The 14,446-nt window shown below is 42.1% G+C and carries 12 protein-coding genes and 1 other annotated feature (1 of these 13 cut by a window edge); of the genes, 3 read left to right on the top strand and 9 right to left on the bottom strand.

Annotation, left to right across the window (positions count from 1 at the left end):
* Positions 1-188: 188 nt before the first annotated feature.
* Positions 189-1,826: a peptide ABC transporter substrate-binding protein gene (locus AWM74_RS06445; protein ID WP_034258073.1), complete on the top strand. Its 1,638-nt coding sequence runs from the start codon at positions 189-191 to the stop codon at positions 1,824-1,826.
* A gap of 120 nt (positions 1,827-1,946) precedes the next feature.
* On the opposite strand, the gene AWM74_RS06440 is transcribed toward AWM74_RS06445, so the two are convergent.
* Both AWM74_RS06440 and AWM74_RS06435 read right to left on the bottom strand, forming a co-directional pair.
* Positions 1,947-3,101 carry an NAD(P)-dependent malic enzyme gene (locus tag AWM74_RS06440; RefSeq protein ID WP_034258075.1) on the bottom strand — a complete coding sequence of 385 codons (1,155 nt, stop codon included), beginning with the start codon at positions 3,099-3,101 and terminating at the stop codon, positions 1,947-1,949.
* A gap of 26 nt (positions 3,102-3,127) precedes the next feature.
* Entirely contained in the window at positions 3,128-4,441 is a 1,314-nt protein-coding gene (locus AWM74_RS06435) for a 2-hydroxycarboxylate transporter family protein (RefSeq protein ID WP_026465703.1), read from the bottom strand.
* A gap of 185 nt (positions 4,442-4,626) precedes the next feature.
* On the opposite strand from AWM74_RS06435, the gene AWM74_RS06430 reads away from it, so the two are divergent.
* On the top strand, positions 4,627-6,135 hold the full coding sequence (locus AWM74_RS06430; RefSeq protein WP_026465704.1) for a Spo0B domain-containing protein: 1,509 nt from the start codon (positions 4,627-4,629) through the stop codon (positions 6,133-6,135).
* Positions 6,125-6,808 (top strand): response regulator, encoded by a 684-nt coding sequence (locus AWM74_RS06425; protein ID WP_034258077.1) that lies wholly within the window; start codon positions 6,125-6,127, stop codon positions 6,806-6,808. Before AWM74_RS06430 ends, AWM74_RS06425 begins: the two co-directional genes overlap by 11 nt.
* 385 nt (positions 6,809-7,193) lie before the next feature.
* Here AWM74_RS06425 and AWM74_RS06420 read toward each other — a convergent pair whose 3' ends face one another.
* The 7 genes from AWM74_RS06420 to AWM74_RS06390 form a co-directional block, all read right to left on the bottom strand.
* Complete coding sequence (locus AWM74_RS06420) at positions 7,194-8,507, bottom strand: LLM class flavin-dependent oxidoreductase (protein WP_026465705.1); 1,314 nt, start codon at positions 8,505-8,507, stop codon at positions 7,194-7,196.
* Positions 8,508-8,566: 59 nt separating this feature from the next.
* On the bottom strand, positions 8,567-9,376 hold the full coding sequence (locus AWM74_RS06415; RefSeq protein WP_034258079.1) for a transporter substrate-binding domain-containing protein: 810 nt from the start codon (positions 9,374-9,376) through the stop codon (positions 8,567-8,569).
* A 14-nt stretch (positions 9,377-9,390) separates the two neighbouring features.
* Positions 9,391-10,062 carry an amino acid ABC transporter permease gene (locus tag AWM74_RS06410; protein WP_026465707.1) on the bottom strand — a complete coding sequence of 224 codons (672 nt, stop codon included), beginning with the start codon at positions 10,060-10,062 and terminating at the stop codon, positions 9,391-9,393.
* Between the two features lies 1 nt (position 10,063).
* The gene (locus AWM74_RS06405) at positions 10,064-10,837 is read right to left on the bottom strand and encodes an amino acid ABC transporter ATP-binding protein (RefSeq protein ID WP_106620570.1); all 774 of its coding nucleotides are present in this window, start codon (positions 10,835-10,837) and stop codon (positions 10,064-10,066) included.
* Between the two features lie 750 nt (positions 10,838-11,587).
* On the bottom strand, positions 11,588-12,880 hold the full coding sequence (locus AWM74_RS06400; protein WP_003141837.1) for an LLM class flavin-dependent oxidoreductase: 1,293 nt from the start codon (positions 12,878-12,880) through the stop codon (positions 11,588-11,590).
* A 1-nt stretch (position 12,881) separates the two neighbouring features.
* Positions 12,882-13,169, bottom strand: a complete 288-nt coding sequence (locus AWM74_RS06395) for a glutaredoxin family protein (protein WP_026465709.1) — start codon at positions 13,167-13,169, stop codon at positions 12,882-12,884.
* A 2-nt stretch (positions 13,170-13,171) separates the two neighbouring features.
* Positions 13,172-14,164, bottom strand: a complete 993-nt coding sequence (locus AWM74_RS06390; protein WP_026465710.1) for an MsnO8 family LLM class oxidoreductase — start codon at positions 14,162-14,164, stop codon at positions 13,172-13,174.
* Positions 14,165-14,253: 89 nt separating this feature from the next.
* Positions 14,254-14,446 (bottom strand) — a binding site (T-box leader); it runs 40 nt beyond the window's last position.

Here is a 14,446-nt window from a genome sequence, read left to right as displayed (position 1 = left end):
TGTGTTCGCGTCTCTTTTTCTATCTAACAACGGCTAGGAAATACGTCGGATCTCGCACCTTGATTTTTTCATATCAACCATGACCGTATTTTGGTAAGTCAGATTCTAGGCAATATATTCTTTTTTTCACAAATGATAAGTTATAATGATTGGGATAACTATACTAAATTGAAAAGAGGTTGAGATTTATGAAGAAAAAATTGGGTATTCTCTCATTAACGGCATTGTCATTGGTGCTTGCGGCATGTGGGAATGGTGGCACAACGACGGATAATGAGGAAGCAGCTAAAAGCATCAAGGTGACGGTGAACGGCGAACTGGCGTCACTTGATAGTATTTCTTCAACGGATTCTCCAAGTCAAAATACCATTGCCAACGTAATGGAAGGTTTATACCGCCCCGCTGATAAGGGTAGTAACGAATTAGGGGTTGCAGCTGAGGAGCCAACCGTTTCAGAAGACGGTTTAACTTATACCTTCACCATCCGTGACGATGCAGACTGGTCAAATGGTGACCCGGTAACTGCACAAGACTTCGTTTATACCTACCAAAAAACAGTCACACCTGAAACCATTGGTGGAAATGCCAATAAATTCTACGTCATCCAAAACGCGGAAGCTATCGCAAACGGTGAAGCTGAACCGGATACGCTAGGCGTTAAAGCAATCGATGATAAAACATTGGAGATCACTCTTGCGTCACCAACTACTTACTTCACTGACCTACTTGCGACGCCTTACTATCTACCAGTCAACCATAACGTAGCTACTGAACTGGGTTCTGACTACGGAACTTCTGCAGAAAATGCCGTGTACAACGGACCATTTGAAGTGAGCGACTGGAATTCAACAGAAATTGAATGGACATTAACGAAAAACGATGAGTACTGGGACGCTGACAATGTTGATTTAGACGAAATCGACTGGGTAATGTCTAAAGAAAACTCAACAAACGTAAACTTGTTTGAAGGTGGCGAACTCCAATACACTGAAATTACTACTCCTTACGTTCAAGAATACCAAGACACTGACGTGTTACATATTGAACCTAAAGGGATGATTGGTTACATGGAATTCAATAGCCAATCAAGCCCTACGAATAACGTTCACTTCCGTCGTGCCATCAGCCAAGCCTACGATAAAGAAGCCTTTGTTGACGCTATCCTTGACGACGGTTCACAAGCAGCAGGTGGCTGGATCCCATCAGAATTCGGTTCTGACCCAGAATCAGGCATCGACTTCCGTGAAGAAAACGGTGATCTAATGACCTTTGATTTAGAAGCTGCCCAAGAAGAATGGGCCTTAGCCTTAGAAGAATTAGGTACAGACACAGTTGAAATTGAATTGTTAACTTCTGATACAGACACATCTAAAGCAACTTCAGAATACTTACAAGCCCAACTTCAAACCAACCTACCTGGTTTAACCGTAACTGTTCGAAACGTACCTTTAAAATCTCGTCAAGCAATCACTGGAACTGGAGAATTTGATATCGTATACGGTACCTATAACCCGTCTTACGCCGATCCAACTGCCTTCCTTGATTACTTTGTAACAGGTTCATCACTATCATCAGGTGACTTCTCAGACGCTACTTACGATGAATTAATGACCGAAGGCAAAACAACTAACGCCCTTGACCCAGCAGCACGTTGGGACAACTTCCTAGCCGCTGAAAAATACCTAGTAGAAGACGCTGCAGCAGTCAGCCCAATCTACCAAGGAGCATATGCTAATTTAATTGATCCAAACTTAGATAATGTTATCAATCAACCAAATGGGGTTGCCCAATACTACCGTGCGGCTACTTACAATGTTGCTGAATAAGAATTATCTCTATAAATAAAAACATACAAAAGCCCTAGATCTTATTACACTTAAGATCTAGGGCTTTAAACTTGCTATATATCATTGAGGTGAATATTTGAGCTTATAAACAAGTGTAGTCTATTCTGCTGCTTTATTGACACTTTTAGCAACAATTTTAGAAACATTTGGGTTGAAAGCATTTGGGATAATATTTTCAACTGATAATTCATCATCTGGGATAATGCTAGCGATACCACGTGCTGCTGCAATTTGCATTTCTTCAGTAATGTCACTTGCTCGTGCATCCAAAGCACCACGGAAGATACCAGGGAAGGCTAATACATTATTGATTTGGTTAGGGAAGTCACTACGTCCAGTTGCAACGATAAATGCGCCACCTTCTTTAGCTTCATCAGGCATAATTTCTGGTGTAGGGTTTGCCATTGCAAAGATAATCGCTTTTTCATTCATCGTTTTGATCCATTCTTTTTTGAAGACATTTGGCGCAGATACACCGATAAAGACATCCGCATCTTTAATAACTTCTTCTAATGAACCTTTTAAGTGGTCTGGATTTGAAATTGAAGCTAATTCTTTGTGACGGTCTTGTAATTCAGGATCATCTTCAGAAATTGCCCCATCAATATCACATACAATAACATTTTTCGCGCCAGCATGAATCATTTTCTTAGCAATAGCAGTACCAGCTGAACCACCACCGTTGATCACAATTTTCACATCTTCAATCGTTTTTTCAGCTACTTTTAGTGCATTGATTAAACCAGCTAAGACAACGATTGCAGTGCCGTGTTGGTCATCATGGAAAACTGGAATATCTAATTCTTCTTTTAGACGGCGTTCAATTTCAAAACAACGTGGTGCCACAATATCTTCTAAGTTGATCCCACCAAATGATGGTGCAATAGCTTTAACATGCGAAATAATTTCTTCAACGTCTTGCGTGTCTAATGAAATTGGCACAGCGTCTACATCTGCGAAAGCTTTGAATAAGGCAGATTTACCTTCCATAACTGGAATTGCTGCTTCTGGTCCGATGTTTCCTAAACCTAAAACGGCAGAACCATCAGTCACAACAGCTACTAGATTCCGTTTACTAGTATAACGGTAAACATCCTCTTTATTTTCAGCGATTGCTGAACTTACAGCTGCAACACCTGGTGTATAAGCAACGGCTAATTCGTCCATGTTTGTGATTGGCACTTTTGAGATAACCTCAATTTTTCCGCCTTTTTCTTCACTTAATTGTAATGCTGCTTGTTTTACGTCTGTCATATTTATACGTCCTTTCTAAAAACTGTCTATGCGAATAAGTTTAATAAGGTAATCATGATGGAAATGGTAATCGCCCCACCAATACGGGTTGCTACTTGAGCAAATGGCATCAAGCTATTACGGTCAGTAGTCGCTAGAATCGCTACGTTCCCGGTACCACCCATTGCGGACTGGTTGAGAGATAAAATAGCTGATTCAATTTGATACATGTTTAAGAATTTACCTAGGATAAACCCGGTTAAACCTAAAACAATCACCACTGCAAGTACCACCACTACATATTGCCAAGTTAAAACATCTAAGACTGCTTTTAAGTCTAAGTAGATAATCCCTAGACCAACCATTAATGGTGCAGTGAAGTTACTTGAAATAAAACCGTTTAATTGCTTAGCACCCTCTTCGATGCTAGCTGGTAATACTTGGAAGTATTTCATGATAGTAGAAGCAAAGATAACAATTACTGCTGCTGGTAAACCGATAATGCCTTGCATCAAATTACCGAAAATATATACTGCGACTAATAAGAATAAGCCAATACCGATACTTTGGAAATTGATCGGTGTTTTCTTCTCTTTATTCACTAATTCTTTTTCTTCAGTAGCTGATTGACGAACTAGAGTACCGTTTCCGGAAAGTTCTGGATGTTTCTCACCAAAACGGCCGACAATGGCTGCAACACCTATAGAGAAGAAGTTAGATAAGATAGAAGCTGGCGCTAAAATGGCTACCATAGCACCATAGTCAATATTTTGAACTTCGCTATAACCTTGAGCTAGTGGTAAAACACCTCCACCAATACCACCTGCCATAGCTGGTGTGACAATATTAAATAAAGTTTCCTGGAAGCCGATACCCACAAGTTGGCCAATTGCTGCTGGAATCAGCATCGCTAAAACCAAACCAACTGACATTGGAATCACCATGCGGGCGAATCCTTGTACCAATACCTGGCGGTTCATCCCAAGAATAGACCCAGTTACCAAGGCAAAGACGTATAAGTCTAAGAAGTTGGCATCACTCATCAGCATAGTCACTGATTCAATGGCATTATCTGGTAACAAACCATAAAAAACCAAAATGGCGGGTACCAACATAGAAAGAATGGTTGAACCCCCAAATTTATTTAGGCCAGGAATGGTGTCCCCAATTTTCCCAAGGGCCCATCCAAGGGTTAGGATCACACCAAACCCTCCTAACATATCAACAGGTAGGCTTTCAGTTACTGCAGCCATTAAAATAATTGCTGCGAATAAAAGAAACCAAGGCAATGGCATGGGGCCGACTTTGATGCCCTGCCACGCTGATGTTGTTGATCTTTCATCCCGTGCAAGATCTGACATTGTATTTCCTCCTCATATATTTCTGAACGACTATAGTATATGCCTGATCTTTGAACTTTTCTCTTTATTTAAGTTTTTAAAGTCTTATTTGAACTTTATAAATTAAAGGGCTATACTGAAATTTGATAGGAAATGCGTTGAAAATGCGGATAAAAATACAAGAAAAATAAGGGAGGACAGCCAAGTTGATTAAATGGCATAATTTACGACTCCTCACCAAACTCATGTTAATGATTATTTCAACGGTAGCGATCACAGTAGGCTGCCTTTATTTAATGACACGTCACTTAAATAAAGATGCCATCATTGAAACAGAGTCTAGCTATCTCTTAAACATGGGTGAAGACCTGGCAAATGAACCTGAAATCATCACTGCCCTAGAAAATAACCAAACATCGCAAACACTCACTGACTTTACTCATGCCTACGAAGACCAATATCACCTAGACTATGTGGTGGTCATTAATACCGATTCTATACGCTTGAGCCATCCAGACCCGGACCTGATTAATCAGCCATTTGCGGGCGGAGACGAGGAAAATGTCTTCACCGGTCAATCTTATGTGTCAACAGGGATTGGTACCCTCGGTAATTCCTTGCGGTCTTTTGCGCCAGTTATTCAAGACGACCAAGTCATCGGGGCCGTTGTCGTTGGTAAAACCAACCATGCTATTGATGTCTTCTCTGAAAAATATGACCAGCAAACAACTAGCGCCCTCATTGTTAGTATAGCTATCGGTGTAACGGTCGCGATTTTCGTTTCTTATACTATTAAAAAAGAGCTCTTCAATATGGAACCAAAGGAAATCGCTAAAGCCTTCGAGGAAAGATCGGCCATGATTGCCTACAGCCATGACGCCATTATTGTCACCAACCAATACGGTGAAATTACCCTAGCCAACAAAGAGGCGCTACACCATTTTCCAATTCCAGACAAAGAAAATAAGACGCAATTGGATAAGGTGATCAGTCTACCTGAGATGAACGGCGACCACAGTGCGGTCTTCCACTATCAAGATAAGGAATACCTGATTTCGCAAGCGGACATTCTGGTACAAGAAAACTTGGTGGGTCAAATTTATATCATAAGGGACACTAGCGAAATTTATGCCCTGCTGGACCAACTGCATTCAACTGCTGAATATGCCCAGTTGCTGCAAGTTCAAGCCCATGAATTTTTGAACCGCCTGCATGTGATTTACGGTTTAACAGATTTAGAAGAGTATGAAGCACTAGACCAATACCTGGCTTCATTGATTAAGGACGAGGAAGATTTGACGATTCGGCTGTCCATGTTGGTTAAAAACCCAACCATTGCTGGCCATTTAATTGGGGAACACCGGATTTTAAAACAAAGTTTGAAGGACTTACGACTTGAAATTCACAATGAAATTCCAAACACTTATGAAGCGACTACCAACCAATTATGGATGGAAACAGTCGCTGTCATTGATAAGGAACTACGTCAATTAGGTCAGCATTCACGCTTATGGCTATCACTTGATTTTGATACCGACCGTTGCCAACTCATCACCAACTACCGCCTACAAGGAGACGTCGACCATCTATATACATGGCTTTCTGACTATCCATGGGGGACTGAACAGGTCACGACCGAATTATCCATGCACGACCAACAACTGAACTTTTCATTCCGCATTGATTACCCACAAGGAGATGCCCATGAATTATAAGACACTACTTGTCGAAGACGATCCAATGGTTGTCATGATTAATCAGCGTTTCGTTGAAGCCATAGACGACTTCAAAGTCACCGCCACCGCCCAAAACTTGGACCGGGCTAAAGAATTTTTACTAACCCAGCCCTTTGACCTCGTTTTAATAGACATTAATTTGAAAAATGAGTCAGGTCTCGACCTCGTTAAGTGGATTCGGGATCAGTCAATTCCCGTCGAATTCATTATTATTTCGGCAGCCAACCAAGCGGCTACTGTCGAAACAGCCTCGGCTTACGGAGCAGTTGACTATCTACTCAAACCATTTAATGCTGAGCGGTTGCACCAAAGCCTGCACCACTTTAAACAAAAGCACCAAGTCCTGCATAATAAAGACCATCTAGACCAAGCCAGCCTAGACTCACTATACGGACAAGGCGTTCAAGGACTAGACCTAGATAACGAACCCCTGCAAAAAGGAATATCTAGAAAAACCTTACAGCATTTGATGACTGTTATTAGAGCAGCCGACGAGCCCTTTGACATTGAGGAATTGGTCAGTAAAACCACCCTTTCCCATGTCACCATCAGAAAATACATCCAATTCTTGGTCGACCACAAAGTATTAAAAGAAGAAACCAAATACGGGTCAATTGGTCGACCAACCACAGTATACTGGCTAGAAGTATAAAAAATGGTGCGACAAATGTCGCTTAGACTCATAACTTCTAACGCATTTAAGCGAGTAAGCGCTAAAGTGCAAACTCGCTCATAAACTTATTTCTGAAATGGCACGAGTCTGATATTTGGAGCCGATTAAAGGTGAGAGAGCCAATTACAAGTTCGGGCACAAACTATTCATTACTTACTCAAAAAATGAGGCCAGAATCATTCGACAACGATTCTGACCTCTTTCTTTTAATCAAAATATTATACGCAAATATGGAACCCACTATAAAACGTCCAAATTAATGTTTTATCAACTATTCAAACACTTTTATCTAGCTCTAACTGTCAAACGAAAAAGGAAGCTCTTGCGGTCAATCACCACAATCATTTCCTTTATTATTTACCTTCTATTTAGCATAGCGACTTTCTTTGAAGTCTAAGCCCAAGTGGTCACGTAATGTGTCCCCTTCATATTCGTATGAATAGTAGCCACGTTCTGCAATCTTAGACAATACATTGTCGAAGAATTCGTCGTAAGCATCCCCAAATACTTGCTCATTTAACATGAATCCATCTGCTGCGTCATTTTCCAACCAGTAGATTAATTTGTCCGCTAATTCATCATATGTACCGTAGAAGTTCCCTTTTGGTGTAGCCGTTTGTAGGGCTACTTCACGTAAGGTTAAGTTCTCTTCTTTGGCTTGCGCTTTGATCGCGTCACTTGTTGAACGGAATCCGTCAGATCCTACTTCTCCTAAGTCTGGGAATGGTGCATCCGGATCGTATTGTTTGAAGTCGTGGTGGTCGAAGAAGCGTGCTAAGTAATCTAGCGCTTCATCCAAGCTGATTAATTGTTGTAATTTCTCATAGTTAGCAGCAACTTCTTCTTCAGTCGCACCAGTAATTGGTGATAATGATGGCAAAATAACCACTTTTTCTGGGTCACGGCCATTGGCTCTTACAGCGTCTTTAACAGCTTTGTAGTACTCTTGTGCTTTTTCCAAGGTGCCAGCTGCATTAAAAATCACTTCACCATGCTTAGCTGCAAACTCGATCCCTTTAGGACTTGCACCCGCTTGGAAAATAACCGGTTGACCTTGCGGAGTACGTTGGATGTTTAAAGGTCCTTTTGAATTGAAGAATTCGCCTTTATGATTCAACACATGGACTTTGTCTTTATCATAGAAGACACCTGTTTCACGGTCACGAACAAAGGCGTCATCATCAAATGAATCCCATAAGCCTTTAGTGACTTCTAAGTATTCGTTGGCCATATCATAACGTAAGTCATGCTCTGGGTGGTTACCCTTATTATAGTTACCAGCAGACCCTTGTAATGGCGAGGTTACAACGTTCCAACCAGCACGACCCTTAGAAATAATATCTAATGACGCAAATTGACGAGCTACGTTATAAGGCTCAGAATAAGTGGTTGATAAAGTTCCAACTAAACCAATTTTAGAAGTAATTGGTGCTAAAGCTGATAATAAAGCGATAGGCTCAAAACGGTTTACAAAGTGAGGAATCGATTTTTCATCGATGTATAAACCATCTGCAATGAAGACGAAATCCGCCCCATTTTTCTCAGCTTTTTTCGTTAAGTTTACATAGTGGTCGAAGTCGATTGATGCATCAGGTGCAACATCTTCAGCCTTCCAAGAGTTCATGTGAGCGCCAGCGCCGAATAGTAATACACCTAGTTTTAATTGTTTTTTAGTCATGAAAATCTTCCTTTCTTTCTATTAAATGTCTTATAAAATAGCTTGATTAATCAAAAATCCTATTCGGCTTCTCTAGATTGGGTAATGTCTACCCCGAAGTATTCATTTGAAATCTCTGCCAAAGTTCCATCTTCACTTAGAGTTTGAAGGGCTGCATTAAAGTCCGCAATGATTTGTTGGTTTTCTTCCGTATCTTTGAATGGGAAGCCAACTGGTTTTTCACCGAAAGTTTCATCAATCATCCGTAAATCAAGGTCGCGGTTTTTAATTTGCGCAGTCAATTCTTCGTAGCCATTGACATAACCTTTCACCTTGCCTGATTGAATATTGGCAACCGCAACTGCCATACTTTCTACAAATTCAAGTCCGATTTGATCTTCAGTATCATATTCTTTCAACACTTCCGCATAGTTAGACCCGACTACACCGTTGACCGTTTCCCCGTATAAGTCTTCAAGGGTGTTGGTTTCCGTGTCATCAGAAGCTACTGCAATCCCGGTAGAGGCATAGAAGTAGTTATCTGTATACACATAAGACTCCCGACGTTCCGGCGTATTGGCGAAGTTAACAGCGGTATCTGCCTTTCCAGCTTGCAGTGCTGCAACAACACCAGACCAGTCAGACAAGGCCCATTCAATTTCGTAGCCCGCTTCCTCTGCTACTGCTTCAGCAACCTCTACAGAGAATCCTTTCAGTTCATCCCCTTCTTGATAGTGTTGCGGATACCCATCTGGAGACGCAGCAATTGTCACTGTTTTATCTGCAGACCCGCTGTCTAAACTCGTCGCTTCTTCCCCTGCAGATGCCCCGCATGCAGCTAAGACCAAAGCCGAGGCCAATCCAATACCCAATAACTTAAACTTTTTCAATACTTTTCCTCCTCTTATCTGGTATATGGTACGGCTAGGCGTTTCTCATACCAGTTTTGTAATAGTGAATATAGAATGGTGAGGGCCCAGTAAATCAAGGCCACTGCGAAATAGGCTTCAAAGAACTTCAATGAATTCGAAGCGAATAATTTCCCTTGGGCAAGCAACTCGACGACCCCAATGGTGAAGGCTAGTGACGAATTCTTCAGTAAGCCAACGAAGGTATTCCCTGTCCCTGGAATGGCGTTACGAACGGCTTGCGGTAGGACGATTCCTCGCAATGTTTGCCCGTAAGTCAAGCCCACTGTCATCGCCGCTTCCACCTGACCCTCGTCCACAGAATCCAAGGCAGCCCGGAATACCTCAGCTAAGTAGGCTGCTGTATTCAAGGAGAAAGTCAGGATTGACGCCGCTTCAGCCGACATCCCTGTTGCAATCGGTAGAATCTGTGGTAACCCAAAGTAAATCAATAATAACTGGACAATGGGTGGCGTCCCTCGGAAAAAGGACATGATCACTTGGATAATCTGGGTCAGTACGGGCACTTTATTAACCAAAACCACCGCGAATATGCCCCCAATGACAACGGCAATCGCCATAGAAGCCAAGGTCAGATACAAGGTAATGGGCAAATAGCCAAGTAAATCTGGCAATATTTCCAACATATAGGCAAAATCAAAGGTCATATTAGCCTCCTATTCTAACGGCATTACGTTGTAAAAATTGAATCGTCCGCTCATGTTGTGGATTTTCTAAGACGGCTTCAGGTTCGCCTGATTCAACAATGTAACCGTCTGACATGAAGACCACTTTATCCGCCACTTCTTTAGCGAAATTCATTTCATGGGTCACGATAATCATCGTTGCTTGCTCGTCTCTGGCAATGTCAGAAATAACCTGTAGTACTTCAGCCACCCACTCTGGATCAAGCGATGAAGTCGGTTCGTCGAATAAAATGACCTTTGGATTGACCGCAACCGCTCGGGCAATACCCACACGTTGTTGCTGTCCTCCTGATAAAGTGACTGGATATTTGTCTGCCTTGTCTGCTAAACCTACTTTTTCAAGTAAAGCCACCCCTTTTTCCCTAGCAGCATCTTTTGAAAATCCTTGCGCCACCTCAAGGGCATAAGTCACGTTTTCAAGCACTGTTTTATTTTTAAATAAGTTGTAGTGCTGGAAGACCATCGAAGTTTGTTTTCTCAATTCAGCCACAGTTTTTTTCGTCGCCTTCTTAGTATCCACGGCCACATCCCCAATGCGAATAACCCCACCATTCGGTTCTTCTAGGTAGTTTAAGCATCTAAGCAAGGTCGATTTCCCTGACCCTGATGGTCCGATAATGGCCACCACTTCGCCGGCTACAACTTCAAAGGAAATATCCTTTAAGACCTGGGTCCCAGAAAAGTCCTTTTGTAAGTGTTCAATTTCAATCATATTATTACTATTATTGTTCGTCATTTGTCGCTCATCCTCATTATTGTATGCATATTATCTTCGCTTGTGTTGACTGTTTAAGTCCTTTTGTGGGTAAAATAAAAACCCCTCCCAATAGGCACTAGTCCTATCAAGAAGGGATGACTGGTCAACAATCATGGTTCCACCCTTTTTCATATTGCCCTCGCAGACAATATCTCAGTCAGTAAATACTGACAGGCATAACGGCCCCAACCGTCCAACCAGCTTTCACTGGTAGGATGCTCCAAGCGCACTTTCATTACCTGTATCCATCTGCTCTCATCAACACAGACTTTCTGTCCAATACATGAGTAATTACTCTTCTCTTCATCGCATCTCGTGATTAAAAAAATGTCTTTTGCTTTAAGTCAATTTAACAAACCCGAACACCTTAGACAAGATTACTGCCTAGGGAAAACAAGCTTCTTTCTGCATTTTTTGTTTCTTCCTAGATAAAAATGCGTCTTAAAAGTTGAAATTTAGCGATTTCTAACCGAAAACACAAAGTCCAATAATCGTAAATACCTATCAGAGTTGATTAAAAAGCTAGTCAAATAATCACGAAATTCATTGAATTTCAATACAATATTTGTATTAAAACCGTGAATGTAAGCCTTTAAAAGACGCGCATCCTTTTTTCATTCCAACAAAAAACGAAACTACCCTAGTCTTTACCAGCAGTAGTTCCGTCAGCTTGTATTGGTTTTATGCAATCACAATGAGCACATTTTCAAAGGAATTGCCCTTTTGCCATTAAGGGACGATAGGCACCCCAATTTGTTCACGTAAGGTCGTACCTGGGTACTCTGTCCGATAAATTCCACGGTCTTGAAGGATTGGCACGACTTCATTGACGAACCGTTCAAAGGCACCTGGAATATCGCCAGCGATGATAAAGCCGTCAACGGCATCCGCTTCAACCCAGCGTTGGATTTCATCAGCGATGTCTTCAGCTGTCCCGATAAAGTTTGGACGAGTCACCGCTTGTTCCAAGGCTACTTGACGTAAGGTCTGATTTTCTTCCTTAGCGCGTTTCTTGATGTAGTCTGTTGTCGAACGGAAGGCGTCTTTTCCGATATCGCCTAAATCTGGGAACGGTGCATCTAGGTCATAACCTGAGAAGTCGTAGTCATCGAAGTAGCGGGCTAGGTATTTCACTGCATTCTCAATTGGAATCAAGCTGGCAAATTCAGTGTAAGCTGCTTCAGCATCTTCTAAAGTATCCCCAACAAGTGGGTTGATGCCAGGATAAACCTTGACCTCTTCAGGATTACGGCCAGCTGCTTTAGCCCGTGCTTTAATGTCATCATAGAAGGCTTTTACTTCTTCTAAAGAATTAGCATGGGTGAAAATCGCTTCCGCGTTCCCTGCCGCAAAGGCCCGTCCAGAATCTGATGATCCCGCTTGGAAAACGAGTGGTTCCCCTTGAGGTGAACGGCCAATGTTTAAGGGACCAGCCACTTGGAAATACTCTCCTTCATAGTTTAAACGGTGCAGTTTTTCCGGATCAAAGTATTGGCCTGTTTCCTTGTTTCTAGGGAAGGCATCCGGTTCCCAAGACCGCCATAAACCACGCACAACGTCTAAATGTTCTTGTGCGATTTTATAGCGTTCACCGTGAGGCGGTAGCGTCCGGTTGTTGAAGTTCTCAGCCACTCCTGCTTGTGGTGTCGTCACCAAGTTCCACCCAGCACGGCCATTAGACAAGTGGTCTAGCGATAACAATTGACGTGAAATAGTGAAAGGATCTGTATAAGTTGTTGAGAAAGTCCCCACTAAACCAATATTTTCAGTCACAGCCGCTAAGCTAGACAATAAGGTAATCGGTTCAAAACGGTTTAAGAAATGAGGAATTGACTTCTCAGAAATATATAAACCATCTGCGATAAAGACGAAATCAAATAGTCCTTTCTCTGCTAATTGAGCCCGCGTCTTATAAAAGTTTAAGTTGGTGCTGGCTGTTTCATCTACTTGCGGATGACGCCAACCATCTGTTGTGCCACCGATACCATGTAAAATTGCCCCAAAATGTACTTGTTTAGTCATATTACTTCACTCCTATTCCAGCTGCTTTTAGCCCATTCACCACATGTTCCAACCCTAAATCAATAATGCCTTGGTATTGCTTGCTATCTTTTTGACCAATTTCAACTACCGGCACATAAGAAACCCCGTATTTGGTATTCAAAATGTCTCTAAATTGGTCGTTTTCTGTCACGTCAATCAATTCATATGAAAGGTTTTCCTCTTTTAAGTAATCTTTGATTTCCTGGCAATAATGACAACCTTGCTTGGCCCATAAAACGATATTTACTGCTTGTTGTTTGTCTGACATTCTTATCCTCCTTTAATTTCCCCTGCTAAGGCTTCAATAATCTCGAATTTCTTAGCGTAGGGGATGCCGATCGTATGAATCACAAAGTGATCGGTATTAAATCTCTTTGAAAAATCGTCTAGTTGCGCTTTTACCTGACTAGCTGTACCAACAAAGGCGCCGACTTGTTTTTCAACGATTTTGGCGTCTTCAGCTTGGTGCAGGTCAGCATATTCTTCAGTGGCTGCTTGTTTGTTGAAGTTGACCCTTTTGCCAGAATTCAAGACCACCGTATAGGCAGCTTGTTCAGCTAGGTATTCTTTACCTTCGTCCGGGTCGTCCGTGATATAAACAATGACGGCAATTTTAAAGTTCCCTGATCCTTGATAAGCGGCTCTCGTTTTGCCAAGCGCTTCAAGATCTGCATTGGCAAAGTAAGGATAGACTAGGCCGGTATCCTGAGTGGTCGCTAATTTGGCACTTTCTTGACTACCCCCAAGCAACTCGATGGTAAAGTCCGAACCAATTGCCGGTTGTAAGTCATAGTTTTCAGCTGCATAAGGATGGTCACTCGGGAAATTATTGCGAATGAAACGGGTGACCTCGATAAATTTGTCATCGAAAGATTGGACTGGTTTGATAAAGTCTCGTTGCAAGACCTCAACCGCCTCATCCTTACCACCCTGGGCCTTACCCAACCCTAAAATCACCCGACCTGGCGCTAGTTGGTGGAGTACACTGAATGACTCCGCCACTTTATAAGGGACATAATGTTGCAACATGACCCCACCAGATCCTACGCGAATCTTGTCCGTCTTGGCTAAGATGTAACCCACCAAAATTTCTGGTGCCACACTAGCAATCTCTTTAGTGAAATGGTGTTCCGCCACCACAAAGCTGTCATAGCCCAACGCTTCTGCCTTCTGGGCAAACGCAACCGTCTTCTTCAGCGTCGACTGAGCGGTTTCACCTTCGTAAATAATGTTTTGATCTAATAAACTTAAACTTAAAGCCATTCACTTACCCCCAATTCTTTCCAACTACCACCGTGTGTCCTTTTTTTGAAAAATAAAAGCCCCTTCCTAATAAACAGTCTTGTCTATTAAGAAGGGGCGAAGAGTCAACGTTCGCGGTGCCACCCTTGTTCAAACTGCCCTCGCGAGCAATTTCTCATCCAGTAAATCTATACTAGAAAATTTAACGGTTCCACCCGTCTAACCAGCTTTCACTGGCTAGATGCTCAAAGGTCATTTTCATTACTGGTAAGCATCTGCTCTCATCAACTACAGATTTTCTGT

Source organism: Aerococcus urinaeequi, from assembly GCF_001543205.1.
Classification (GTDB): Bacteria; Bacillota; Bacilli; order Lactobacillales; family Aerococcaceae; genus Aerococcus; species Aerococcus urinaeequi.
This window is presented reverse-complemented; position numbering and strand designations above follow the sequence as displayed.